Source organism: Allorhizobium sp. GW101-3B10, assembly GCF_059424725.1.
The window spans coordinates 4,377,762-4,401,091 of record NZ_JBWKZR010000001.1; the positions used below are offsets into that span (position 1 = coordinate 4,377,762).

The following is a 23,330-nucleotide window of genomic DNA, read 5'->3' on the forward strand; positions in this document are numbered from 1 at the left end:
TTCGCCCGCTCAGCGATCCGCCAGTCTGGCGACCAGTGGGATCGCCGCCAAGGGGAGCATGGCGGCAAAGGCGAAGAACAGGCCGTAGCCGAACAGATGGGCCACCTGGCCGGCGATCATGCCGCCGGCGATGCTGACGAGCGCATCCATGCACTGGAAAAGGGTGAAATCCACGCCGGCCTGGCGGAGGTCCGACCAGCGCATGAACTGCGCATAGAGCGCGACGAAGCCCAGCGGCAGCACGGCGGAGGAACTGGCAATCGCCAGGGCGACGAGGACGGGTTGCGGGAAGACCGTCACCGTGCCGGACGCCGCAAAGAGCAGCAGGCAGACGGCCTGCAGGGCAAGCGCCAGGATCAGGACGGTGCGGATGCCCCAGAGCCGCACCAGCAGGCCGCCGGCAAGCGCCAGACCGAAGCCGACGAACAGGCTGCCCATGCCGTTGACGAGGCCGATGGTCGCGAGATCGAGTCCGGAATCGACGAGAAAGGGTCCGATCATGCCGAGCGCCAGTTTCTGTGCGATGACATAGACTGCTGCCGTCAACAGGCCGCGCCGCAGCAGGGGCCGCTTGAGCGCCGCCATCAGCGACGGCACATGCGGGCGCGTCTCTTCCGGCAGCCGACGGGCGACGCCGAGCAGGAAGGGCAGCCCGAGCAGGCAGAGCAGTGCCGCCATGGCCCAGGCGGCGACCTGCCAGCCCGACATGCCGACAAGATAGAGAAAGAGCCCGCCGCCGAGGGCCGAGCCGAGATAGGCGCCGCCCACCTGTGCGGCATTGCCCCAGCCGTGGTGCCGCTCGGCGAGGCTCTGCACGGCAAAACCGTCGCAGGCGATGTCGAGCGTCGAGGCGGCGAAGGCGACCAGGGTCAGCGTCAGAAAGATCGGCAGCGGATCGCCCGGGTCGAACAGGCCGACCACCAGCAGGCCGATCACGCTCAGCATGCCGCCGGCGAGCACGATGACACCGGAGCGGTTGCGGCCGGACGGCGGGAGGCGATAGCGTTCGACCGCCGGCGCCCAGAGGAACTTGAGCACCCAGGGCAGGGCGATCAGCGAGACGAGGCCGATGCGGTCGAGCGATACGCCGGCATCCCGCATGATCGCCGGAAGACCGGTCCAGGTCAGCCCGCCGATCACGCTCTGGGCAACATAGAGGCCGCCGATCCCCGCGAGGAGAACCGGAGCCGAGGGTCGTGTCGCGTCATCCATCAGAAGCGGTAACGCAGGCTGCCATAGACCGTGCGGCCTTCGTCCCAATAGCACGAGCCGGCCGAGCAGATGGCCTTCTCCGTGTTGAACAGGTTCTTGGCGTTGACCTGCAGCTGAAGGCCCTTGAGATCCGGATTGCGGTAGCCGAAATCGTAGGACAAAGCGGCGTCGACCAGCACGCGGCTTTCGTTCTCGAAGCTGTTGGCATCGTCGCCGTAGCTTTCGCCGATATAGCGTATGCCGGCACCGAGGCCGAGACCTTCGAGCGCGCCACCCTCGAACAGGTAGTGGCCCCAGAGCGATGCGATGTGGTTCGGCGTGGCGGACAGTTCGTTGCCTTCGGTGCCGACGGCGCCCTTCTCGATCTTCATGCGCTGATAGGTGTAGGCGGCGATCAGGCTGAAGCCGTTGTCGAAGGAGGCATTGGCCTCGAGCTCGATGCCGCGCGAGTTGAGGTCGCGCTGAACCTGCTTGTTGATGCCGCTCGAGGTGTCGAAGACGACGCCGTCCTGTTGGTCGATGTCGAACACGGAAGCGCTCAGAACGGCATTGGCGCCGGGGATCTCGTACTTCACGCCGATTTCCTTCTGCTTGCCGATGGTCGGATCGGCGACGCGGTTGTCGGGCAGGCTCGGGTCGTCATAGACGAAGCCGACATTGGGCGAGAACGAGGTGGAGTAGCTCGCATAGGGGATGAGGCCCATCTCGGTGCGATAGGAAAGGCCGATGCGGCCCGAGAAGCCTTCGTCCTCCTGCTCGGTCTCCGTATAGGAGGCGTCGACCGCGTCGGTCTTCGTCCAGTCGTAGCGGGCGCTGGCAAACAGCGTGAGGTCTTCCCACTCCATCTGGTCGTGCACGTAGATGCCGAAGAGGTTGCTTTCCTGCTGGCCGGCAAAGGGCGTCGGCGCTGCGTTCAGGTCGTCGAGCGTGGTGTAGGAGACGGCGCTGTAGGCCTCGTAGTCCGACCAGTTGTAATCGAGGCCGGCCACGGCCGTGTGGCTGACGGTGCCGGTGTCGAATTCGAACTGGGCCATATTGTCGACGGCGAAGTTCTTCATCTTCTCCTCGTAATAGCCCCAGTACCGGGTCGGAACGGCGCCGTAGAGGCCGCTATATTCGAGCTCGGCATCGACCGCGCTGTAGCGCAGGTTCTGGCGCAGGGTCACCGTCTCGTTGAGGCGATGCTCGAACTCGTAGCCGATGCGGCCCTGCTTCTGGCGGAAGTCGTTCCAGTCCGGATCGCCGCCATAGGTGTGGGTGAGCTCTCCGTAGACGGGCTGGTAGAAGAAGGCCGTGCCGCCGGTCAGCGCCGTGGAATACTCGCCGAGGATCGTCAGCCGGGTGTCCTCGTCGGGCTTCCAGGTGAAGGCCGGAGCGAGATAGAGCTTGTCGTCCGGATAACCTTCGAGATGGGTGTCGCTTTTGCGGCCCATGGCGGTGAAACGGTAGAGCATGCCGTCATTGTCGCCCGCCGGACCGGAAAGATCGATGCCGGTCTGGTAGCGGTTGTCCTGGCCGATCGTCACCTCGACCTCGCGGAAGGGTTCGTCGGTCGGGCGTTTTGTCACCATGTTGACGATGCCGCCGGGACCGCTCACGCCATAGAGTGAGGAGGCCGGGCCCTTCAGCACGGTCACGCCCTCGAGGCCATAGGGTTCCGAGCGCAGCCAGGCCGAGGGGCCGTTGAACTGGCGCAGCCCGTCGCGGAACATGCCGCTGTAATAGGCCGGGAAACCGCGCAGGTAGACGGCGTCGTAGCGGCTGTCATAGCCGAAGGTGTTCGGGTTGGCGCCGGCGGTGTAGGCCAGCGCCTCGTTCAGCGTTCTCGGCTTCTGATCCTCGATCTGGTCCTGCGTGACCACCGAGACGGTCTGCGGGATCTTGACGAGCGGGGTGTCGACCTTCGTGCCGATCCGGTCGGCCTTGGCGACATAGCCGTCCTGGACCAGGATGTCGTCGCTTTCGGCCTCGACCTCAATACTGTCGAGCACCGTCTCGCCGGCATCCTGCGCCACGAGAACGGACGGCTGGAGAGCCAAGGCGATCCCGGCGAGGAAGGCAAGCTTGTGGCGATGAAGGGTTGATCTGACCCGCATGATATTGTCCCCGAATGATGACCCCGCCCTGCACTCACAAATTTGAATATTTGAGTCAAGTATGAACTGGAGTCATTCGGTATAGAATTTGATCGTGCGGCAATCCTGCCGCAGTCCAGTCACGGTCAGCGAAATCGGGGCAGCGGGGGTGGTCTGTCAGACGGTGGCAGGAGAGGCGTTGGCGACGAGCCAGATTTCTAGGGCGGCGACGACCGCGAGGCGCAGGCTGGCGTTTCCGTCGAGGGCTCGGGCGAGCGACGGGTCGTCGGGCTCAAAGCCGATTTCGGCCATCACGCCGGCGGGGGAAAGACAGCGCTCCGCCATGATGGCCCGGATGCGGGTGATGGCCGACGGCAGGAGGTAACGTCCGCTGGCGATCGGCGGCGTGCCGAGCGACGGACCCAAGGCGTCGCCCGAGCTATCCGCCTGCCGCAGCCAGGCGAGAAACCGCAAGCGTTCCTCCGCTGTCGCCTTGGTCCAAGAGTTCTGCAGTTTCTCGAGGCGCGTGCGTTTCTGCTTGGTGGGCATGTCGGATTCCGGCGCTGCGTGTTCGGCCTCGTCTATCCTATCATCGGGGACGGCGCCATCGCCACGGTTCAACACCCTGGTTCCTGACGCGCGGCAGGCCTGCAAATCTGGACGGCAGGCACGGTCCTTCGTATCCGTTCGGACCTGGGCGGATGGCGGGTCGTGCGATAATGATAGAAGTGGAACGGCCACGTTGTTTCGTGGCAGCGGGTGAGACGTCAATCAGCCTGCCCGGCCCTGTCCTATAGATGACAGCAGCCGCGCTCCAGTGCGGCTTGTGACAGAGATCGGGGCCAATTGAAACAGCGGTGATGGACGCGCCGGCAAGAAATTAACGGCGATGACGCTCCGTATCGTGAGCGCGCATTCTGCCGAGGATGCCGCCAAGGCATCAGAACGGCATCGACATCCCGCCTTCCTCAGGGGTCGTCGGTCTTCGACGAGGGCGTGCCGATGTCCAGCTCGTCCGACGGCAGGAATTCTGCCGGCCGGTCGCGCCCGGACTTGTATACGGCCGCCTTGCCGCCGATCTTGACGATGCCGAGCTTGCCGAGAACAGCCAGTATGCGGCTGAAAAGCCCCGGTTTTTCCGATGGTTCAGACATGTTCACGAACCTCCGCGCGCGTGGACGCCATGTAGTTTGCGAAATCAGTATGGACCGGTCGGCCGCACTGCGCCAGCCTTCAGGCAGCTCGCCGGACGGTGCGAACAATCGCTTGTCTTTCTGCCGATCTGTGGCTCAATGAGATGTCCGAAGACATGACGCCTTCGGCTTTTCGGGGGATTTCGACATGGATGCGATCCTGCCCATCATCATTCAAGTCATAGCGGGTATCATCGGTGGCCAGGCCGTTGGCGCGGCCTTCAAGCAGGCGGCGATGACCCAACTGCCGAAGATCATCAGCGGTGCGCTCGGCGGTGTTGCGGGCGGTACGCTGCTCGGCAGCCTGCTGGGCGGCGCCACGGGGACCGATCCGGCGGCCGGTGGGGCTGCCGGCGGCATTCTCGGCGGACTGCTCGGCGATGCCATCGGTGGCGCGGCCGGTGGCGCCGTGCTCACCGGTCTCGTCGGCGCCGTGATGAAAGCGATGGCCAGGTAAGCTCAGGCCGCCGTCACGACAAGCGATGCAGGAGAAAAGGCAGATGCGTCAGAAGGGCAGGGGGGATGCGTCCCTGCCCCGGGGCGCCGCGATGCGCGCGGCTGAGTTGCCGTGATCGCAAAGGACCGCCGAAGCCTATCAGCTCTGGCGCGCTTTTCTGCTGGCATAGCGCTGGTCGCGCTTGGCCTTGCGTGCCGCTTCGTCCTCGATGACGCGGCTGATGCGGGAGGTTTCTGCTTCCAGGCGTGCCTCGGCATCGGCGCGATCGGCTGCTTCCGCTGCTTCGGCTTCCGCCTTGGCTGCGGCAAGCGAGCGATCCCGCTCTTCGGTCTTGGCGCGTTCGCGCTCGGCGCGGCGTTCCTCGCGGGCGGTCGCCACTGCCAGGCGTTCCGCCTGCTTGGCCTCGATATGCGGCTCGGCGGCTTCTTTCGCTGCGCGATAGTTATCGAGAAGGATTTTCTTCGCGTCGGCTGTTGCCTTGCGGCGGTCGGACAGGCCGTTGTCTCTCGTGTTCTTCAAAGTTCCGCTTTCGGATTGGATCGTTCGGGTTTTCTCGGTCGCGCGCCTTGCGGCACCTTACGGCGCCGGGCGTTTTCCGCGCGCGGTCTCTTGAGCGCGGAGCGGCTTGCCGCTCCGGCAGTCAGTCCTCGGCCGGGTAGGCCGAAGTCACGGACGGCGTGGTGGTCGCGCCGGCTTCCTTCGCCATCCGCAAAGCGCGGAGGCGCATCGTCTTTTCATCGCGTTCCTGAACGACGGCGTCGTTCTCGGAGATGATCCGGCTTCTCGCCAGAAACTGCGACTGTGTCTTGCCAAAGGCCGCTTCGGCCTGAATGCGAGCCTTGCTCTGGGTCTCTGTCATGGCTGTGATCCTCGAGTGTTTGATGGCGGTGCCGGTCTTTCGGCCAAAAAAAAGCCAGGCAAAATGCCTGACCTTTCATTGTTCCCGCGCCCTCCTTGGTGCCAGTACATCCGTGGTCACCCGAGAGCACAAAGATCGATCAGGCAGCCTGCAGCTGGCCGGCGGACATCTTGCCCGACTTGTTGTCGCGTTCCATCTCGTAGCCGATCTTCTGGCCTTCGACGATTTCGCGCATGCCGGCGCGCTCGACGGCGGAGATGTGGACGAAAACGTCCGGACCGCCATTGTCAGGCTGAATGAAGCCGAAGCCCTTGGTGGAATTGAACCATTTAACTGTGCCAGTGGTCATAACGAACCCTTTCATAGCAATATTGAGTGACCGCCGTGCAACTGCACGGGCGGCTGGGTAGCTCGATCTCTTTTGAAGGGAAGTTCGTCGAGGCACGGTGTCAGGGTGCTAGAACAAAAGTCAAACAAGGAAATATCGACAAGCTCTAAATAGGCGATTGGACCGCCGATGTCAACTTTTAGTTTCGATTCGCGTCGAATTGCCGATTTTCGGTTGAATCCACGAGGTCAGATCGGCGTGCGATTGCGTTTGCCGCACGGTCGGGGCAGACGTGCAGGGTCTCAACCGTTTCGGGCGTAATGGTGCTTGATGTCGGCGGCGAGCGGGAACGACGCAAAGAGGCCGAGCGGCAGGGCGAAAAGGGCCGCGACCGGAAGGCCGAAACGGCTGAACAACAGGGCCCCGGCAATGCCTCCGGAGAAGAACAGTCCGATCAGCGACAGAAGCAGGGCAAGCTTGGTACCGTCGGCGATGACGGGTACCAGATCCGGCCGCGCCGGGTCGTTGCGATAGAGGAGTTTGCCGATCTCGATGCCGGCATCGGTCACGAGGCCGGTGACATGCGTGGTGCGGATGCGCGCGCCGGACAGCTTGGTGATGATGGCATTCTGCAGGCCCATGATGAAGCACAGTAGGCTGATGGTCAGAAGGATGGTCGAGGAGGAGCCCGGCATCAGGAACAGACCCGACAGGCCGAACATCAGCAGCAGCAGGGCCTCTACGGCGAGCGGCAGGGCATATTCGGATTCGAGCGCGCGCCGGCGTGCCCAGTTGATCAGGACGGCCGAGGTGGCGGCACCGGCGATGAAGGCGGCGAGCGAGCATGCGCCGATGACGACCAGGAACCGATTGCCGAGCACCATGTTGTCGGCGATGGCCGAGACGATGCCCGACATATGCGAGGTGTATTGCTGCACGGCCATGAAGCCGCCGGCGTTCACCGCGCCGGCCACGAAGGTCAGGTAGAAGGCGAGGTGGCGGTCGCTGTCCTCGTTGCGCTGGCGGGCGGCAAGCCCTCCCAAGTAGTATCTCATGCTCTTGTCCGCTGACTGCCGGCGACTGACCGGAGAGAAAAAGCCATCCTCATACCGAATCGTAAACAGCTCCGGAAGATTTGCCAGAGATAGTATGCGCGCGCCAAGATTTCGAGCGTCGGCAGGCGAGAAATGTCCGTTACGGCCGGCCGCAGCGGTACGGCAGCCGGCTCGATCTTCCCATGTGACGGGATCACGGCTAAGTCCTTTGCCGGATGAAGCGGTGCCGTCGGCCGGCCGCCGCGCAAGGAGACGATGCCTGTGACCGATATCGATCGCCACCATGCCGAGCGCCTGATGCAGCAGGCAGGAATCGACGCGCTCGCACTCTTCCAGCCGGAAGCCTTCCGCTATGCCGTCGGTGCTCCGGCCGGCGTGGCCATGATGTGGGGCCGGGCCGGGCCGGCGATCGCGCTGGTACCCGCGGATCGAGGTAGCCGGATCGCGGCGGTGGCCAGCGACCACGCGGCGAGGCAGATCCGCAAGGCGGCGCCGGATGTCGATCTGGCGACGCACCGCATCTGGATCGACATGGTCGATCTCTCCGCCCTGACCGATCGAACGGATGTCGATACGGCGACGGTCAATGCCGCCTATCGCGCCCAGGGTCGCAGCGGCCTACGTCCGGAGACCTTCGACCGCTCGACCTGTTTTTCGCTGCTCGGCGACATCCTGCATGCGCGGGGGCTCGCGCAGGGACGGATCGGCGTCGATCTCGAATTCATGCCGGCCGCGGATTTCGAGCATCTGAAGCGGATCTTGCCTGGAGCGCGGTTCATCGACGGTTCGGAAATCCTCAGAAGGCTGCGCGCCGTCAAGTCGCCGCGCGAAATCGAACGCCTGCGACGTGCGGCGATGGCGGCCGAGGGCGGCCTGTCGTGGATGGCCGAGGCGGTCGTGCCCGGCGTCTCGCTTGGCGATCTGTCCGCAGCCTGGAAGGCCGGTGCGCAGGCGACGGCCGCGGCCGGCGGTTTTGCTCTCAGCGGACACTGGGATTTCATCTCCGTCGGCCCGGACCTCGCCGACATGAATGCGGTGGTCACGCCGGGTGCCCTGATCAAGGCCGATGTCGGCACGCTGATCGACGGCTATTCCTCGGACGGGGCACGGACCTTCTGCTTCGGTCCGCCGGTACCGCTTGCGCAACGCATCTTCGCTGCCCTGGAAAACGCCTTCGCCGCCGGCCTCGACGTGCTCAAGCCGGGCAACAGCTTCGGTGCGGTGCACGCGGCGATGACGGCCTCGATGCGCAAGGACGGCTTTACCGAGTACTTCCGAGGCCATTTCGGCCACTCGGTCGGCGGCGGCGTCGGTATCGAGGAATGGCCGTTCTTCTCGGCCAACAGCCCGGAGCCTATCCTGCCGGGCATGGTCGTCGCGCTCGAGGCGCCCTTCTATGCGCAGGGCCTCGGCGCGTTGATGATCGAGGACCAGTTTCTCGTCACCGAAAGCGGGGTGGAGCCGATGAACCGCCTGCCGCGCGGTCTTCGGGATTTGTCCGGGCAATAGGCTGCCGACCGGACCACGGGCGCATGGTTCACCACTCAGCGCCGTTCGAAGAGTGCCATGCCCAGGCCCTCGACTTCGACGAACAGGGCGCCGCCCTCTTCCAATGCGTGGAGAAGCTGAGCGGCCGTGGCGCGATGCAGCTCGTGCCGTGCGCCCTCATCGTCGCGGATCGTGCTGCGGGACACTTGCGAATGCTCGGCAAGGTCCGGTCGCGTCCAGTGATCCTGCAGGCGAAAGCGAAATCGCCAACGGCATGCTGGCGAGCCTCGACCAGGTGCACCGGCCGGCCGTTCCGAAGGAGAACGGTCACGCCTGACGCCAGGACTTCAGGGGATGCAAGGGCTTCGGGGGAACCAAAGGACGGCTGCCGGGTTTGGTCCCTGCATCATTCCCTCTTTCCCGGAGAATCGCAATGGCGAAGAAGACCACCAAGGCAGCTCCCTCAGACGTAGCGAGCCTCCACGACCAGTCACTCGTCCGGGGCGCCGGCGGCGAACTGCACCAGACGGCGGAAACGCATGACGCGCCGGTGATGACCACCGCGCAGGGCGGCCCGGTCGCGGACGACCAGAATTCGTTGCGAATCGGCGCCCGCGGCCCGCTTGCCATGGACGACTTCCATTTCCGCGAAAAGATCTTCCATTTCGACCACGAACGCATTCCCGAGCGCGTCGTGCATGCCCGCGGCTACGGCGCGCACGGCTATTTCGAAACCTATGATTCGCTCGCTGCCTATACCAAGGCCGACCTCTTCCAGCGCAAAGGCGAAAAGACGCCGGCTTTCGTGCGCTTCTCCACCGTTGCCGGCAACAAGGGTTCCGCCGACCTTGCCCGTGACGTGCGCGGCTTCGCCGTCAAGATCTACACCAAGGAAGGAAACTGGGACCTCGTCGGCAACAATATCCCGGTCTTCTTCATCCAGGACGCCATCAAGTTTCCCGACCTGATCCATGCCGCCAAGCAGGAGCCGGACCGCGACTTCCCCCAGGCGCAGACGGCGCACGACAATTTCTGGGACTTCATCTCGCTGACCCCCGAGAGCATGCACATGATCATGTGGGCCATGTCGGATCGCGCCATCCCGCGCTCCTTCCGGTTCATGGAGGGGTTCGGCGTCCACACCTTCCGCCTGGTCAACGCCAAGGAGGAATCGACCTTCGTCAAATTCCACTGGAAGCCGAAGCTCGGCCTGCAGTCGGTCGCCTGGAACGAGGCGGTGAAGATCAACGGCGCCGACCCCGACTTCCATCGCCGCGATCTGTGGCAGGCGATCCAGTCCGGCAACTTCCCGGAATGGGAGCTGCAGGTGCAGCTGTTCGACCAGGCCTTCGCCGACAGCTTCGATTTCGACGTGCTCGATCCGACCAAGATCATTCCCGAGGAAATCCTGCCGCCCCAGCCGGTCGGCCGCCTGGTGCTCGACCGCATGCCGGACAATTTCTTTGCCGAGACCGAGCAGGTGGCGTTCATGACGCAGAACGTGCCGCCTGGCATCGACTTCTCCAACGATCCGTTGCTGCAGGGCCGCAACTTCTCCTATCTCGATACGCAGCTGAAGCGTCTCGGCGGACCGAACTTCACCCATCTGCCGATCAATGCGCCGAAATGTCCGTTTGCCCATTTCCAGCAGGACGGGCACATGGCGATGCGCAATCCGGTCGGCCGGGTCAACTACCAGCCGAATTCCTGGGGCGAGGGGCCGCGTGAATCGCCGGTCAAGGGCTTCCGCCACTTCCCGGCCGAGGAACAGGGCCAGAAAGTGCGTCTGAGGCCCGAAAGCTTCGCCGACCACTACAGCCAGGCCCGGCAGTTCTACATCAGCCAGACCCCGCCCGAGCAGCGCCATATCGCCAATGCGCTGACCTTCGAACTCAGCAAGGTCGAGACGCCGGTCATCCGCGAGCGCGTCGTCTCGCACCTGCTCAACATCGACGAAACGCTCGCCAGCACCGTTGCGGCCAAGCTTGGTCTGAAGACCATGCCGAAGCCGGCCGATGCGGCCGTGGAGACGCGCCAGGATCTCGAGCCGTCGCCGGCACTCAGCATCCTGCTGAACGGTCCCAACCGGTTCGAAGGTCGCAAGCTCGGCATTCTGGTGACGGACGGCGTGGACGCCGCGCTGCTCAACGCGCTGGTGGCGGCCGTGACCAAGGAAAAGGCCACGGTGGAGATCATTGCCCCAAAGGTCGGCGGCGTGACGGCCTCCGACGGCAGCTGGGTCGTGGCGCATCAGATGACCGACGGTGGTCCGTCGGTGCTCTACGACGCCGTCGCCATCCTGCCCTCGCCGGAGGCCGTCGCCGAACTGGCAACGGAAGCCACGGCCCGCGACTTCGTCGCCGACGCTCTCCAGCATTGCAAGTTCATCGGCCATGTCGAGGCGGCCATGCCGCTGCTCAAGAAGGCCGGCATTGCCGACAGCCTCGACGAAGGCGTGATCGCGCTGGCGACGGAGAAGGACATTGCCGGCTTCATCAGGGAACTCGGCAAACTGCGCCTCTGGTCGCGTGAACCGGGCGTCAAGCACGGCAAGGCGTCGATTCCCGTCAGGTGATCGACTAGCTCACCGAATGCGGCGGGCAGGGGCCGGGGAGACAGGTTTGCGCTTAGGCGCTGGCCCGGTCTTCCCGGCCTCGGCCGTTTCGCCGCAGGATCAGAATTCCGCCTCGTCCGCCGTCCTTGGCCCGACGATGGAAAAGCGCATGCGGTATTCGCCGGGCGACACACCGACGATCTTGCGGAAGGTCTTGCGGAAGGCGTTGGCGTCTTCATAGCCGCTGGCCCAGGCAATCTGCTCGATGGCCAAGCTGGACTGTTCGAGAAGATCGCGCGCCTTGGCGATGCGCAGGCGCTGCGCATAGTCGGTCGGGTTGATGCCCGTCGCTTTCTGGAAGCGGCGCAGGAAGGTCCGCTCGCCAAGTCCGGCCCGCTCCGCGAGCGCCGGCACGCCGAGGCCCTTGGCATCCGTCCCATGCAGCCAATGCTGGATCTCGAGGATCACCGCGTCGCCATGATCGAGCCGGGGCGCGAATTTCGAATAGAAGCTCTGCTCGCGCGTGCCGGGATCGATCAGCATGTAGCGGGCCGTCGCCAGCATGACGTTCGACCCGAGCAGCCGGTCGATCAGCCGCAATCCCAGATCCGTCCAGGCCATCATGCCGCCGGCGGTGATGATGTCGCCCTCGTCCATCAACATCTTGTCGGTATCGATGCGCACGTCCGGATGGCGCCTGGCGATCGCGTCGCCATGCAGCCAGTGCGTCGTGGCGGCCCGACCCGACAAAAGCCCGGTCTGCGCCAGCAGCGACGCGCCGCCGCAGGCCGAGCAGATGATGGCGCCCGACTGGTGGTGGCTGCGGATCCATTCGGGAAAGCTGCCCATGCGCTCGCCGAAGGGCAGTTCGTCGCTCATGGCGGGCGGCAGTACCACGGCGACCGGCCGGCCTTGCGTCTCCAGGGGGTGCGTGTCGAAGACCCTGGCGACCGTGCCGGCCATGTCGAGTTCGTAGTGGCTGACCCGCAACTGCCGGGCTTTGGATGTCGACTGCTGGTGGTCATGCTTCTGCGCCACCGCAAACATGTCCGTCAGGCCATGCACGGCTGCTCGCCAGACTTCGGGATAGCTGGCGATGGCGATTTCCACCACGTCGTCGGTCGAAGGTTTTGTCACTTGCGAACCTGTACTTGCCAATTTTGCCATTCGTGTGGCGTTGTCAGGCCGATCCCGACGCTGGGTCTGAACGCCCTGCGACATGGAACGAAAAGCCCGCCGCTGCGGCTGCAACGGCGGGCCTGAAACATCGAATCGGACCGATCAGCCCTTGAGATTGCGCTTGGCGAGCGTGCGCAGGCGCAGCGCGTTGAGCTTGATGAAGCCGGCGGCGTCCTTCTGGTCGTAGGCGCCCTGGTCGTCTTCGAAGGTGACCAGCTTGTCGGAATAGAGCGACTTGTCGCTCTCGCGGCCGATGACCATGACATTGCCCTTGTAGAGCTTCAGGGTCACTTCGCCTTCGACATGGCGCTGGCTGAGGTCGATCGCCGCCTGCAGCATTTCGCGTTCCGGCGAGAACCAGAAGCCGTAGTAGATGAGCTCGGCATAACGCGGCATCAGCTCGTCCTTGAGGTGGCCGGCGCCCCGGTCGAGCGTGATCGATTCGATGGCGCGGTGCGCCGCCAGCAGGATGGTGCCGCCGGGGGTCTCGTAGACGCCGCGCGACTTCATGCCGACGAAGCGGTTTTCGACGAGGTCGATGCGGCCGATGCCGTTGTCGCGGCCATAGTCGTTGAGCTTGGCGAGGATGGTCGCCGGGCTCATGCGAACGCCGTTGATGGAAACTGCGTCACCCTTTTCGAAGCCGACCTTGATGATCGTCGCCTTGTCGGGAGCGGCCTCCGGCGAAATGGTGCGCATGTGCACATATTCGGGCGCCTCGACGGAAGGGTCTTCCAGAACCTTGCCCTCGGACGAGGAGTGCAAAAGGTTGGCGTCGACCGAGAACGGCGCTTCGCCCTTCTTGTCCTTGGCGACCGGGATCTGGTGCTGTTCGGCGAATTCCAGAAGGTCGGTGCGGCTCTTGAAGGACCAGTCGCGCCACGGGGCGATGATCTTGATGTCCGGGTTCAGCGCATAGGCCGAGAGCTCGAAGCGAACCTGGTCGTTGCCCTTGCCGGTGGCGCCATGGGCGATCGCGTCGGCGCCGGTGCGCTTGGCGATTTCGATCAGGTGCTTGGAGATCAGCGGGCGGGCGATCGAGGTGCCGAGCAGGTAGACGCCTTCATAGACGGCATTGGCGCGGAACATCGGGAAGACGAAGTCGCGGACGAATTCCTCGCGCACGTCCTCGATGAAGATCTCCTTGATGCCGAGCATTTCGGCCTTCTTGCGGGCCGGCTCGAGCTCTTCGCCCTGGCCGAGGTCGGCGGTGAAGGTCACGACTTCGGCGTTGAGTTCCGTCTGAAGCCATTTCAGGATGATCGAAGTGTCGAGCCCGCCCGAATAGGCGAGGACGACCTTCTTCACGTCTTTATGCGATGCCATGATGAAAGTCCGTTCGTGAGCGTTGAGCCGCATCGATCAGGGCCCTTGGTTTGCGGCACTTTTAGCGAGATTATCGCGCCGCGCAAGGGGAAGAGGCCATGGTCCTCGGCGGGCCTGCGAAAAGCCGGGCGAGGCCCTTGGCGTTTGACCCGCACTGCAACGGACCCCATATCACCAGTCCTGGACTGTAAACGAAGAGGGACATCGACATGCAACATCCAGCAATCGCCAGCGGCAAGGTGGCCGTCGTCACCGGCGCCGCTTCCGGGATCGGGCTTGCCGCTGCCAAGGCCTTCGCCCGAAGCGGCATGTGCGTCGTGCTCGCCGATCTCGGCGGAGACCGGCTCGCCGAGGCTTGCCAGCAGGTCGCGGCGCTCTCCGCTCACCCCGACACCGATGTCGTGGCCATCGAGACCGATGTCGGCAAGATCGACGAACTGGAGGCGCTCGAACGGGCGGTCATCCAGCGCTTCGGCCGGATCCACGTGCTGATGAACAATGCCGGTATCCAGCCGGGCAGCAGCCTGTTCGGCCCCCAGGCCAACTGGGAAAACGTGCTGTCGGTCAACTTAATGGGCGTGATCAACGGCACGCGCACCTTCGGGCCGCACATGATCGGCCACGGCGAACCGGCGCTGATCATCAATACCGGCTCCAAGCAGGGCATCACCACCCCGCCCGGCGATCCCGCATACAATGTGTCGAAAGCCGGCGTGAAGGCGTTTACCGAGGCGCTGCAGCACGAACTGCGCAACACGCCCGACTGCAAGGTCACGGCACATCTGCTGATCCCCGGTTTCGTCTTCACCGCGCTGACGGCCAATGGACGCACCGCCAAGCCGGACGGCGCCTGGACGCCGGAACAGACGGTCGATTTCATGCTGCAGAGCATCGAGCGCGGGGACTTCTACATTCTCTGCCCCGACAACGACGTCGACCGGGCGACCGATCAGAAGCGGATCCTCTGGGCCGCCGGCGACATCGTCGAGAACCGCCCGCCGCTGTCGCGCTGGCATCCGGACTATGCCGAGCGCTTCAAGGCCTATCTCGCCGGCGAATAAGCCCGATTGGCAAGCATCGCGGCGCCCGGTATGGAAGACGCAACCTGCGTCGCCCATACCGGGCTCTCTTCGTTGCGGAACCGCGCCATGGAATTCCTTCCGAGCCTGCCCACCTTCCTCGCCTTCAGCCTTGCGATCCTGCTGCTCGCCATCACGCCCGGGCCGGACATGACGCTGTGGATCAGCCGTTCGCTACGCGACGGCCGGGCAACCGGCCTTATGGTCCTGGCCGGCACCAGCTTCGGTATCTCGATCCACACCATGCTGGTGGCCTTCGGCATTTCGGCGCTGATCGTCGCCTCGCCGACCGCCTTCCTGATCCTCAAGACCGGCGGGGCCGGCTATCTGCTGTGGCTGGCGATCCAGGCCGTGCGCCACGGCTCAAATTTCGTCATCCGGGCCGATGGGCAGCGCCAGGCCTCGCCCTCCAAGGCCTTCCTCAACGGGCTCTGGGTCAATCTCCTCAACCCCAAGGTCATCATCTTCTTCATGACCTTCCTGCCGCAGTTCGTCAGCGCCAGCGACCCGAACGTCACCGGCAAGCTGCTCTTCCTCGGCATCTGGTCGATCATCCTGTCCCTGCCGATCGGCCTTGCCATCATCTTCATGGCGGACATTCTCTCCTCCTGGCTGCAGGCCAACCGCAAGGTCCTGCGCGCCATCGACTACACGTTTGCCGGCGTGTTCTCGATCTTCGCCGTCAAGATCCTGTTCACCCAGGCTCGCTGAGCCGACAAGCCGGATGCAAAAAAAAGGCGCCGAGCCCCTCAGGGCCGGCGCCTTTTCATGTGTTGCCGCGGTCGAATCAGCCGATCAGCAGTTCGTCGTCATCCAGCGTTTGGCCGCGGATGCGGCGGAACATGTCGATCAGGTCCTCGACCTGCAGATCCTTGCGATTGTCGCCGGCCACGTCGAGGACGATCTCGCCGGCATGCAGCATGATCGTGCGCGTGCCGAAGTCCAGCGCCTGGCGCATCGAATGGGTGACCATCAGCGTCGTCAGCTTACGTTCCGAGACGATCGACTGGGTGAGCCCCATGATGAACTCGGCCATGCCCGGATCGAGCGCTGCCGTATGTTCGTCGAGCAGCAGGACCTCGGAGCCAGCCAGCGTCGCCATCACCAGCGATACGGCCTGGCGCTGTCCGCCGGACAGGAGGTCCATGCGGTCGGCCATGCGGTTTTCCAGGCCGAGATTGAGCGAGGCGATGCGGTCGCGGAATTCGCCGCGCCGCGCGCCGCCGAGCGCCGACATGAGCCCCCGCCGCTTGCCGCGCTGCGAGGCGAGCGCAAGGTTCTCCTCGATTGATAATGCGCCGCAGCTCCCGGCGAGCGGATCCTGGAAGACGCGCGCAACGAGGCCGGCGCGCGTCGCCGTCGTCTTGCGCGACACGTCGCTTTTGCCGATCGTGACCCGGCCGGATGTGGGCAGGACGTCGCCGGCGAGAACGCCAAGCAGGGTCGACTTGCCGGCGCCGTTGGAGCCGATGACGGTGACGAAGGAGCCGGTCTCGATGGTCAGGTTGACGTTTTTCAGCGCCTGCTTCTGCAGCGGCGTGCCGCGGCCGAACACGACTTCGATGTTTTCAAGCGCGATCATGCCGATACGCCTCCCCGGCGCAGTCTGGGAAGGACGAGCGCGACGGCGACGAGCACGGCGGTGACGAAGTTCAGGTCGGAGGCCTTGAGGCCAAGCACATCGCTCGACAGCGCCAGCTGGATCGCCAGGCGATAGGCGATCGAGCCGAAGACGCAGCCAATCAGGGCGATGAGCAGGCCGCGCTTTCCGAACAGCGTTTCCCCGATGATGACGGCGGCAAGGCCGACGACGATCGTGCCGACGCCCGAGGTGACGTCGGCGAAGCCGTTGGTCTGGGCAAAGAGCGCTCCACCAAGCGCGACAAGCGCGTTGGAAAGGGCGATGCCGAGATAGATCTGGCTGTCGGTCTGAACCCCTTGCGCCCGCGCCATGCGCGCATTGGCGCCGGTCGCCCGCATGGCCAGCCCGGCATCGCTTTCGAGGAAGCGCCAGACGAGGAAGACGACGGCGACCACCAGCAGGAAGATGAAGAGCGGGCGTACGAGATATTCGGGAAGGCCCTGGCCGTAGAACGGGGTGAGCATCGTGTCCTGGTTGAGCAGGGCGACATTGGGCTTGCCCATGACGCGCAGGTTCACCGAGAACAGCGCGATCATCGTCAGGATCGAGGCCAGCAGGTTGAGGATCTTGAACCGCACGTTGAGCATCGCGGTCACCAGACCCGCGGCGGACCCGGCGACCATGGCAAGGGCGGTGGCGACCCAGGCATTGAGCCCCGCGATGATGAGAACGGCGGCGACGGCCGCCCCGAGCGGAAAGGATCCGTCGACGGTCAGGTCGGGAAAGTCGAGGACGCGGAAGGCGAGATAGACGCCGATCGCCACGAAGGCGAAGACCAGTCCCAGCTCGACGGCACCCCAGAAGGCGATATGGCTCACGGTGGAGAAGTCCTTGTAGGCCACGAATCGCCGTTTCGGCGCGGCGCGTGGGCGGGCAGTTGGCGGGGCCGCGCGAACACGGCCCCGGTTGTCGGAAATTACTCGATCGTCTTGGTGGCGCGGCTGGTGATGCTTTCCGGGAAGGTCACGCCCATCTTGGCCGCGGCCTTCTTGTTGATCACCAGATCGGTACCGGCGGCGACGCGGACCGGAATGTCGCCCGGCTTTTCGCCCTTGAGCACGCGAACGACGATTTCGCCGGTCTGCTTGCCGACGTCGAAATAATTGAAGCCCAGGGCGGCCAACGCACCGCGGTTCACCGAATCCGTATCGCCGGCATAGAGCGGGATCTTGGCTTCCTCGGCGACGCCGACGGCTGCCTCGAAGGCCGAGACGATGGTGTTGTCGGTCGGGATGTAGATGACGTCGACGCGGCCGACCAGCGCACGGGCCGCGCCCTGCACTTCAGCCGACTTGGTGGCGACGGATTCGACGATGGTCAGGCCGGCCTTCTCGGCTTCCGCCTTCAGCGCGGCAAGCGTCGAGACCGAATTGGCTTCTGCCGTGTTGTAGATGAAGCCGATCGACTTGGCGTTCGGGGTGATTTCCTTGATCAGCGCCACATGGTCGGCAACCGGCGACATGTCGGAAAGGCCGGTGACGTTGCCGCCCGGCTTCTGCATGTCCTTGATCAGCTCGGCGCCGAGCGGATCCGACACGGCGGTGAAGACGACCGGGATGTCGCGGGTGGCCGAGACGACGGCCTGGGCGGAGGGGGTGGAGATCGGCACGATGACGTTCGGCGCATCGCCGACGAACTGGCGGGCGATCTGCGCGGCCGTGCCCGGATTGCCCTGGGCCGACTCGTAGACGAACTTCAGGTTTTCGCCTTCCTTGTAGCCGGCTTCCGACAGGGCTTCCTTGATGCCGTCGCGGGCGGCATCGAGTGCGGGGTGTTCGACGATGGCGGTAACGGCGACAGTGACTTCCTCGGCCTTGGCCGGCAGGATCAGGGCGGTAGCAGCGAAAAGGGCGAGTAGGGTGGCGCGCATGAATGCCTCCAAAAGGTTGGTGTGCCGCAGATCGTCTTAGGTAAGCGATCGCTTGAAATCAATTCACGTGCCGGTATGGAGTCGATGATTTCTCGTGATGCATTGTCGCACCGGTTCCGCCCTCAATCGTCCTCGCCGTGACCGACGATCATCATGGCCTCGAAGGCCAGGCGATCGGTCTTGCGCATGCGCTCCGATTCCGACTTCAGCTGGCCGCAGGCGGCGAGAATGTCGCGGCCGCGCGGGGTGCGGATCGGCGAGGCATAGCCGGCCTGGTTGATGAAATCGGCGAACTTCTCGATCTGCTCCCAGTCCGAGCACTGGTAGTTGGTGCCCGGCCAGGGGTTGAACGGGATGAGATTGATCTTGGCCGGCACGCCCTTCAGCAGCTGGATCAGCCCCTTGGCGTCCTCGAGGCTGTCGTTGACGTCCTTCAGCATCACATATTCGAAGGTGATGCGCCGCGCGTTCGACACGCCCGGATAGTTGCGGCAGGCCTCGATCAGCTCCTTCAGCGGATATTTCTTGTTGATCGGCACCAGCATGTCGCGCAGCTCGTCGCGCACCGCGTGCAGCGAGATCGCCAGCATCACGCCGATTTCCTCGCCGGTGCGGTAGATTTCCGGAACGACGCCGGAGGTCGACAGCGTGACGCGCCTCTTCGACAGCGAAAGGCCGTCGCCGTCGGTGGCGATCAGCAGCGCCTTCTTCACTTCCTCGAAATTGTAGAGCGGCTCGCCCATGCCCATCATCACGATATTGGTGATCCTGCGGTCGCTCGACGGGATCATGGCGCCCTGCGGCACGTCGCGGTCCGGGAAATCACCCAGCCGGTCACGGGCGAGCAGCAGCTGCGAGAGAATTTCCTCGGCCGTCAGGTTGCGCACCAGGCGCTGCGTGCCGGTGTGGCAGAAGGAACAGGTCAGCGTGCAGCCGACCTGGCTGGAAATGCACAGCGTGCCGCGGCCCTCTTCCGGAATGTAGACGGTCTCGACCTCGACCGGACGGCCGGCGCCGCGCGGGGGGTAGCGCAGCAGCCATTTGCGGGTGCCGTCGTTCGACACCTGCTCCTCGACGATCTCCGGCCGGGCGATGGTGAAGTTGGCCTTCAGCATCTCACGCATGTCCTTCGACACGTTCGCCATGGCGTCGAAGTCGGACACGCCGCGCACGTAGAGCCAGTTCCAGAGCTGGCTGACGCGCATCTTGACCTGCCGCTCGGGAACGCCCTTTTCACGCAGCATGGCCGCCATTTCTTCGCGGCTGGCGCCGATCAGGGTCGGCATTTCCGCGCCCGCCTTGGCGATCGGCGAGGGCCGGGCGTCATCGCGCCCCATCACACTTTCCATCACAGCCATGTCGTCAGAATCCTTTCGATCAAAGGTGCGGCCTCCGCCACCGAAGCGGCGATCGCACCCGATCCTGCATGAACCTAGAAATCGCGCCGGGCGGGATCAGAGTTTCCCACTCGCAGGCATTTTCCGGGGCCTCTAGCAGTTTTTTCGTTCTGCGTCACCCGGAATGTCGTCCCTGCACGGCTTGCGGGGCAAAACGCAAAGGGGCCGGCTCAGCGCCGACCCCTTGCTGAACGAGAACGCCGCAAGCCTTACTTGCAGTTTTCGATCTTCTTCAGAGCCGCCGAAATGCCGGACAGCGAATAGGTGTAGGAGGTGCCGGTGCCGCGCGCCGAGGTCGCCTTGACGGTCATCGCCTTGCCGGTCTTCATCGCGGCGACGAGTGCCGGCTCTTCCGCGGCATTCTCGACCCAGGCCGAGGTTTCCTTGACGAACATCACGAAATTGCGGTCGTCGATCGTGACATTGACCTTGGAGGCTTCCTTGAGGGCATAGCCCATCATCGCCTGCGGTTCGTAGGAGATGTTCTGGCCCGGACGCTGCGATACGACGAAGAAGATATCGCCGTGATTGACCGATGCAGGCTCCTTGGCGGTCGGTACGGACAGGACGTAGCAGACGTTCCCCCCGTTCGACTTGTAGGAATAGGCGCCCCAAGCCTTGAACTGCTCGATACGCGTCGGCGACTGCGCCGCAGCCAGAGTGCTGCTTGCCAGGATGATTGCCACTGCGGTTACGCTACTTCTTACGAACATGTCTTCCTGCCGGTTGCTTGTCCATCCATTGCCCGGCCACGGTAAGCCGGACATTCCATCGTCAAAACTTGATTCAGTATGACTTAATTTACGTTACCAAACCGTCAACAATAAACGATTCCGGCCGGAAACCGCGATATTTGAGGGTCAAGCCGCCTTGTTCCGGCACATGGCGTGTCCGACAAAAAGGCAATCCCCCCGATAGGCGGGACTAGAATGAAGAATTCTGGCGAGAGTTGGGCCTTGACCGTGTTTCGCAGGCCCTCTTGATCCTTCCAGCCGGAAAAAGTCGCGCATAGACCTGACCGAGAGGCGAAGACCGGCTGCTCGCTCGAGACTCAGGCCGCCCCGCGCTGCGGCTCGTCGGCGAGTATCTGGTCGGCGGCATCGTAGTGCCGTTCCTTGATATGGCCGTTGATGAGAGCGATCGCCGTGGTCAGTACGGCAATATCGTCGGTGAAGCCGACCAGCGCGAACATGTCGGGGATCGCATCGAGCGGCAGGACGAAATAGCCGAGTGCTGCAAGCAGGACGCCGCGCACGCGAAGCGGCGTCTTCCGGTCGGTCGCGCAATAGTAGGCGGCGATCACGTCGCGGGAGAAGGGGATCTGCCGCACGGCCTTCTTCATGGTCGGCCAGAATTTCGCCCGGACATTGCTCTCCTGGCGCGCCTGGGTATCCTCGTCGCCCGGCAACAGGATTTCACCGATCTTGATATCGTCCATTGCGTCTCGATCCTCGTGTGTGGACACGACAAGAATATGGGAAATGCGGGGCGGAAATCAATCGTGGTGCCCGGCCGCCCGGTCCATGGCGGCGGCCAGCTTGAAATCCAGTTCGGTCAGACCCTTCGCCGTATGGGTGGTCAACGTGACGTCGACGAGGCGGTAGACGTTCGACCATTCGGGATGGTGATCGAGCCTTTCGGCGGCAAAGGCCGAACGCGTCATGAAGGCGAAGGCTTCGCCGAAATCGGTGAAGACGAAGCTGCGGGTGATCGAGTCGCCCTCCGCCGAAATCGACCAGTCGGGCAAGCCGCGCATGCCTTCGGCGATTGCCGCCGGATCGAGTTTCTCGTATTTCATCGTCCTACCTCGCTGCCGCCCCTGGAAAAACCAGATGACTCCGTTTCCCGTTCTGTTCGTCTGTCTCGGCAATATCTGCCGCTCGCCCCTGGCCGAAGGCATTTTTCGCCATCTGACGACCGAGGCCGGCACGACCGAAACCTATCCGACCGATTCCGCGGGCACCGGAGGCTGGCACAACGGCCATCCGCCGGACAGCCGGTCGGTCCAGGTCGCCCGCGAGCATGGCATCGACATATCCGACCTGCGCGCCCGCCGGGTGGAGCCGGTCGATTTCGAGCGCTTCAGACTGATCCTGGCCATGGACCGCAGCAATCTGCGCCACCTCCAGGACATGGCGCCACCGGATCCGTCAGCGACCATCGCGCTGTTCAGCGCCTTTGCGCTCGGTTCCGACATCGACGTACCCGACCCCTACTACGGCGGGATCGACGGCTTCCGCGGCGTCTACAGCATGCTCTTTACCGGCTGCAGGTCCATCGTTGCAAAACTCGAGGCCGAGCGGGCCTCGTGGAGCGGGAACACTTCTTCGGTAAGGTAAGGGCCGCCACCCACCGATTCCTTCGACGACAGCAGAACGAAGCGCGTCGCGAGGAAGGGCGCCGTATGGAAATCGCTGCGGCCGGCGAGATAATGAACCACGTCGTCGACACGGCAGGACTTGAGGCGCGCCAGCGTTACATGCGGCATGAACTTGCGCGGATCGGGCGGCAGGCCGATGCGCTGGCAGATTCGCTCAATCTCGGCCTGGAGGGCAAACATTTCCGGCGCGGGCGAAACGCCGGCCCATATGGAGTGGGGCTTCTTCGAGCCGAAGGAGCCGATGCCGTTCAGGCTGAGGTTGAATTCGGGCCGGTCGATCCGGTCGAGCCGGTCGACGACCTCGTCGGCGGTGCGGCCATCGACGTCGCCGATGAAGCGCAGGGTGATGTGGTAGTTCTCCACATCGATCCATCGAGCTCCAGGGATGCCGCCGCGCAAAAGGGAGAGGCTCAATGCCGCGCTACGCGGAATTTCGAGGGCAGTGAATAATCTCGGCATAGCGAGGTCCCCGAATCTTCTTGCAGATGCACACAGCGAATCATGCAATGCCCATAGGCGCAAGTCCCTATTTCGGCGTGTCCCGGATAGTCTTCACGAAGTCCCGGACTGTCGGCGTCATGCGCTCGACCATGACTGCAATGCCCTTGGCGTTGGGATGCATGCCGTCATCGAGCTGCAGTTCCGAGCGTGTCACCACTCCGTCGAGAATGAAGGGATAGAGGGCCACGCCGTGCTTCTGCGCCAGCTTTGGGTAGATCAAATTGAAGCGCTCGCCATAGTCGGCGCCCATGTTGGGCGGGGCCAGCATGCCGACGAGCAGGACTGCGATGCCACGGTTCTTCAGCCTGCCGATGATCGCGTCGAGGTTCTTTTCCGTCTCCTCCGGAGGAATGCCGCGCAGCGCGTCATTGGCGCCGAGTTCCAGAATGACGCCCCTGGTCCCGTCCGGGACCGACCAGTCCACCCGCGCCAGGCCTGCCGCAGTGGTATCGCCGGAAACGCCGGCATTCGCCACCGTCACATCCTCGCCTTCTGCGACCAGCGCCTTCTCCAGACGTACCGGCAGGGCATCTTCCTGGGGAAGCTGGTAGCCGGCCATCAGGCTGTCGCCAAAGCCGACCAGCGGGAGCGTCTCGGCGGAGGCTGCGACGCCCGGGCCGAGAAGTCCGCCGACGATCACGGCTAAATGAAGGTACGTCGCTTTAAATGTCATCGGGCGTTCCCTAAATTGGCAGATGCAGAAACAGCGCGTGAAGGTGTCTTCGCGTCATATAT

General features: G+C 64.1%; 25 protein-coding genes and 1 pseudogene. 6 read left to right on the plus strand and 20 right to left on the minus strand.

The window, feature by feature from the left end; genetic code table 11:
- Nucleotides 1-9 precede the first annotated feature (9 nt).
- The 4 genes from AC07Y0_RS21490 to AC07Y0_RS21505 form a co-directional block, all read right to left on the minus strand.
- Nucleotides 10-1,212 (minus strand): MFS transporter, encoded by a 1,203-nt coding sequence (locus AC07Y0_RS21490; protein WP_498679674.1) that lies wholly within the window; start codon nt 1,210-1,212, stop codon nt 10-12.
- Nucleotides 1,212-3,308, minus strand: a complete 2,097-nt coding sequence (locus AC07Y0_RS21495) for a TonB-dependent siderophore receptor (RefSeq protein WP_498679675.1) — start codon at nt 3,306-3,308, stop codon at nt 1,212-1,214. Before AC07Y0_RS21495 ends, AC07Y0_RS21490 begins: the two co-directional genes overlap by 1 nt.
- Before the next feature lie 156 nt (nt 3,309-3,464).
- Nucleotides 3,465-3,836 carry a hypothetical protein gene (locus AC07Y0_RS21500; protein ID WP_498679676.1) on the minus strand — a complete coding sequence of 124 codons (372 nt, stop codon included), beginning with the start codon at nt 3,834-3,836 and terminating at the stop codon, nt 3,465-3,467.
- Nucleotides 3,837-4,255: 419 nt separating this feature from the next.
- On the minus strand, nt 4,256-4,441 hold the full coding sequence (locus AC07Y0_RS21505) for a hypothetical protein (protein ID WP_498679677.1): 186 nt from the start codon (nt 4,439-4,441) through the stop codon (nt 4,256-4,258).
- 187 nt (nt 4,442-4,628) lie between these two features.
- On the opposite strand from AC07Y0_RS21505, the gene AC07Y0_RS21510 reads away from it, so the two are divergent.
- Entirely contained in the window at nt 4,629-4,937 is a 309-nt protein-coding gene (locus AC07Y0_RS21510) for a hypothetical protein (protein WP_498679678.1), read from the plus strand.
- 138 nt (nt 4,938-5,075) lie between these two features.
- Here the strand turns inward: AC07Y0_RS21510 and AC07Y0_RS21515 are convergent, their stop codons facing one another.
- The 4 genes from AC07Y0_RS21515 to AC07Y0_RS21530 form a co-directional block, all read right to left on the minus strand.
- Nucleotides 5,076-5,456: a DUF6481 family protein gene (locus AC07Y0_RS21515; protein WP_454747999.1), complete on the minus strand. Its 381-nt coding sequence runs from the start codon at nt 5,454-5,456 to the stop codon at nt 5,076-5,078.
- Between the two features lie 121 nt (nt 5,457-5,577).
- Nucleotides 5,578-5,796, minus strand: a complete 219-nt coding sequence (locus AC07Y0_RS21520; RefSeq protein ID WP_498679679.1) for a hypothetical protein — start codon at nt 5,794-5,796, stop codon at nt 5,578-5,580.
- 139 nt (nt 5,797-5,935) lie between these two features.
- Complete coding sequence (locus AC07Y0_RS21525; protein ID WP_115670450.1) at nt 5,936-6,160, minus strand: cold-shock protein; 225 nt, start codon at nt 6,158-6,160, stop codon at nt 5,936-5,938.
- 266 nt (nt 6,161-6,426) lie between these two features.
- Nucleotides 6,427-7,179: a YoaK family protein gene (locus tag AC07Y0_RS21530; protein WP_498679680.1), complete on the minus strand. Its 753-nt coding sequence runs from the start codon at nt 7,177-7,179 to the stop codon at nt 6,427-6,429.
- A gap of 261 nt (nt 7,180-7,440) precedes the next feature.
- Between AC07Y0_RS21530 and AC07Y0_RS21535 the strand changes: the two genes are divergently transcribed.
- Complete coding sequence (locus tag AC07Y0_RS21535) at nt 7,441-8,688, plus strand: M24 family metallopeptidase (protein WP_498679681.1); 1,248 nt, start codon at nt 7,441-7,443, stop codon at nt 8,686-8,688.
- Nucleotides 8,689-8,723: 35 nt separating this feature from the next.
- On the opposite strand, the pseudogene AC07Y0_RS21540 reads toward AC07Y0_RS21535, so the two are convergent.
- Nucleotides 8,724-8,906: pseudogene (locus AC07Y0_RS21540) on the minus strand (helix-turn-helix domain-containing protein); the annotation flags it as partial.
- Between the two features lie 194 nt (nt 8,907-9,100).
- Here AC07Y0_RS21540 and katE point away from each other — a divergent pair.
- Entirely contained in the window at nt 9,101-11,242 is a 2,142-nt protein-coding gene (gene katE / locus AC07Y0_RS21545; RefSeq protein ID WP_498679682.1) for a catalase, read from the plus strand.
- Between the two features lie 99 nt (nt 11,243-11,341).
- On the opposite strand, the gene AC07Y0_RS21550 is transcribed toward katE, so the two are convergent.
- Both AC07Y0_RS21550 and AC07Y0_RS21555 read right to left on the minus strand, forming a co-directional pair.
- Nucleotides 11,342-12,358: a GlxA family transcriptional regulator gene (locus tag AC07Y0_RS21550; RefSeq protein ID WP_498679683.1), complete on the minus strand. Its 1,017-nt coding sequence runs from the start codon at nt 12,356-12,358 to the stop codon at nt 11,342-11,344.
- Nucleotides 12,359-12,502: 144 nt separating this feature from the next.
- Nucleotides 12,503-13,726, minus strand: coding sequence for an argininosuccinate synthase (locus AC07Y0_RS21555; RefSeq protein ID WP_498679684.1), 1,224 nt, complete (start codon nt 13,724-13,726; stop codon nt 12,503-12,505).
- A 209-nt stretch (nt 13,727-13,935) separates the two neighbouring features.
- Between AC07Y0_RS21555 and AC07Y0_RS21560 the strand changes: the two genes are divergently transcribed.
- Together AC07Y0_RS21560 and AC07Y0_RS21565 are read left to right on the plus strand one after the other, a co-directional pair.
- Entirely contained in the window at nt 13,936-14,787 is an 852-nt protein-coding gene (locus AC07Y0_RS21560) for an SDR family NAD(P)-dependent oxidoreductase (RefSeq protein ID WP_498679685.1), read from the plus strand.
- A gap of 87 nt (nt 14,788-14,874) precedes the next feature.
- Entirely contained in the window at nt 14,875-15,516 is a 642-nt protein-coding gene (locus AC07Y0_RS21565; RefSeq protein ID WP_498679686.1) for a LysE family translocator, read from the plus strand.
- Nucleotides 15,517-15,592: 76 nt separating this feature from the next.
- Here AC07Y0_RS21565 and AC07Y0_RS21570 read toward each other — a convergent pair whose 3' ends face one another.
- The 7 genes from AC07Y0_RS21570 to AC07Y0_RS21600 form a co-directional block, all read right to left on the minus strand.
- Nucleotides 15,593-16,387 (minus strand): ABC transporter ATP-binding protein, encoded by a 795-nt coding sequence (locus AC07Y0_RS21570; RefSeq protein ID WP_498679687.1) that lies wholly within the window; start codon nt 16,385-16,387, stop codon nt 15,593-15,595.
- A complete protein-coding gene (locus AC07Y0_RS21575; RefSeq protein ID WP_498680302.1) occupies nt 16,384-17,265 on the minus strand; it encodes an ABC transporter permease in 882 nt (293 codons plus the stop codon). The genes AC07Y0_RS21570 and AC07Y0_RS21575 overlap by 4 nt, the downstream gene beginning before the upstream one ends.
- Before the next feature lie 98 nt (nt 17,266-17,363).
- Complete coding sequence (locus tag AC07Y0_RS21580; protein WP_498679688.1) at nt 17,364-18,317, minus strand: ABC transporter substrate-binding protein; 954 nt, start codon at nt 18,315-18,317, stop codon at nt 17,364-17,366.
- A gap of 122 nt (nt 18,318-18,439) precedes the next feature.
- Nucleotides 18,440-19,654, minus strand: coding sequence for a dual-specificity RNA methyltransferase RlmN (gene rlmN / locus AC07Y0_RS21585; protein ID WP_498680303.1), 1,215 nt, complete (start codon nt 19,652-19,654; stop codon nt 18,440-18,442).
- Nucleotides 19,655-19,923: 269 nt separating this feature from the next.
- Complete coding sequence (locus AC07Y0_RS21590; protein ID WP_498679689.1) at nt 19,924-20,427, minus strand: invasion associated locus B family protein; 504 nt, start codon at nt 20,425-20,427, stop codon at nt 19,924-19,926.
- Between the two features lie 338 nt (nt 20,428-20,765).
- Entirely contained in the window at nt 20,766-21,152 is a 387-nt protein-coding gene (locus AC07Y0_RS21595) for a YkvA family protein (RefSeq protein ID WP_498679690.1), read from the minus strand.
- Nucleotides 21,153-21,209: 57 nt separating this feature from the next.
- A complete protein-coding gene (locus AC07Y0_RS21600; RefSeq protein ID WP_498679691.1) occupies nt 21,210-21,512 on the minus strand; it encodes a 4a-hydroxytetrahydrobiopterin dehydratase in 303 nt (100 codons plus the stop codon).
- A 34-nt stretch (nt 21,513-21,546) separates the two neighbouring features.
- On the opposite strand from AC07Y0_RS21600, the gene AC07Y0_RS21605 reads away from it, so the two are divergent.
- Complete coding sequence (locus tag AC07Y0_RS21605; RefSeq protein WP_498679692.1) at nt 21,547-22,053, plus strand: low molecular weight protein-tyrosine-phosphatase; 507 nt, start codon at nt 21,547-21,549, stop codon at nt 22,051-22,053.
- Here AC07Y0_RS21605 and thpR read toward each other — a convergent pair.
- Nucleotides 21,960-22,553 (minus strand): RNA 2',3'-cyclic phosphodiesterase, encoded by a 594-nt coding sequence (gene thpR, locus AC07Y0_RS21610; RefSeq protein ID WP_498679693.1) that lies wholly within the window; start codon nt 22,551-22,553, stop codon nt 21,960-21,962. The two genes, AC07Y0_RS21605 and thpR, sit on opposite strands and share 94 nt — an antisense overlap.
- Nucleotides 22,554-22,620: 67 nt before the next feature.
- Nucleotides 22,621-23,268, minus strand: a complete 648-nt coding sequence (locus AC07Y0_RS21615; RefSeq protein WP_498679694.1) for an arylesterase — start codon at nt 23,266-23,268, stop codon at nt 22,621-22,623.
- Between the last annotated feature and the right edge of the window lie 62 nt (nt 23,269-23,330).

Coding starts and splice junctions, on each gene's coding strand:
- AC07Y0_RS21490 (WP_498679674.1), bottom strand. CDS start 1,212: ATGGATGACGCGACACGACCCTCGGCTCCGGTTCTCCTCGCGGGGATC.
- AC07Y0_RS21495 (WP_498679675.1), bottom strand. CDS start 3,308: ATGCGGGTCAGATCAACCCTTCATCGCCACAAGCTTGCCTTCCTCGCC.
- AC07Y0_RS21500 (WP_498679676.1), bottom strand. CDS start 3,836: ATGCCCACCAAGCAGAAACGCACGCGCCTCGAGAAACTGCAGAACTCT.
- AC07Y0_RS21505 (WP_498679677.1), bottom strand. CDS start 4,441: ATGTCTGAACCATCGGAAAAACCGGGGCTTTTCAGCCGCATACTGGCT.
- AC07Y0_RS21510 (WP_498679678.1), top strand. CDS start 4,629: ATGGATGCGATCCTGCCCATCATCATTCAAGTCATAGCGGGTATCATC.
- AC07Y0_RS21520 (WP_498679679.1), bottom strand. CDS start 5,796: ATGACAGAGACCCAGAGCAAGGCTCGCATTCAGGCCGAAGCGGCCTTT.
- AC07Y0_RS21525 (WP_115670450.1), bottom strand. CDS start 6,160: ATGAAAGGGTTCGTTATGACCACTGGCACAGTTAAATGGTTCAATTCC.
- AC07Y0_RS21530 (WP_498679680.1), bottom strand. CDS start 7,179: ATGAGATACTACTTGGGAGGGCTTGCCGCCCGCCAGCGCAACGAGGAC.
- katE (WP_498679682.1), top strand. CDS start 9,101: ATGGCGAAGAAGACCACCAAGGCAGCTCCCTCAGACGTAGCGAGCCTC.
- AC07Y0_RS21555 (WP_498679684.1), bottom strand. CDS start 13,726: ATGGCATCGCATAAAGACGTGAAGAAGGTCGTCCTCGCCTATTCGGGC.
- AC07Y0_RS21560 (WP_498679685.1), top strand. CDS start 13,936: ATGCAACATCCAGCAATCGCCAGCGGCAAGGTGGCCGTCGTCACCGGC.
- AC07Y0_RS21565 (WP_498679686.1), top strand. CDS start 14,875: ATGGAATTCCTTCCGAGCCTGCCCACCTTCCTCGCCTTCAGCCTTGCG.
- AC07Y0_RS21570 (WP_498679687.1), bottom strand. CDS start 16,387: ATGATCGCGCTTGAAAACATCGAAGTCGTGTTCGGCCGCGGCACGCCG.
- AC07Y0_RS21580 (WP_498679688.1), bottom strand. CDS start 18,317: ATGCGCGCCACCCTACTCGCCCTTTTCGCTGCTACCGCCCTGATCCTG.
- rlmN (WP_498680303.1), bottom strand. CDS start 19,654: ATGGGGCGCGATGACGCCCGGCCCTCGCCGATCGCCAAGGCGGGCGCG.
- AC07Y0_RS21590 (WP_498679689.1), bottom strand. CDS start 20,427: ATGTTCGTAAGAAGTAGCGTAACCGCAGTGGCAATCATCCTGGCAAGC.
- AC07Y0_RS21595 (WP_498679690.1), bottom strand. CDS start 21,152: ATGGACGATATCAAGATCGGTGAAATCCTGTTGCCGGGCGACGAGGAT.
- AC07Y0_RS21600 (WP_498679691.1), bottom strand. CDS start 21,512: ATGAAATACGAGAAACTCGATCCGGCGGCAATCGCCGAAGGCATGCGC.
- AC07Y0_RS21605 (WP_498679692.1), top strand. CDS start 21,547: ATGACTCCGTTTCCCGTTCTGTTCGTCTGTCTCGGCAATATCTGCCGC.
- thpR (WP_498679693.1), bottom strand. CDS start 22,553: ATGCCGAGATTATTCACTGCCCTCGAAATTCCGCGTAGCGCGGCATTG.
- AC07Y0_RS21615 (WP_498679694.1), bottom strand. CDS start 23,268: ATGACATTTAAAGCGACGTACCTTCATTTAGCCGTGATCGTCGGCGGA.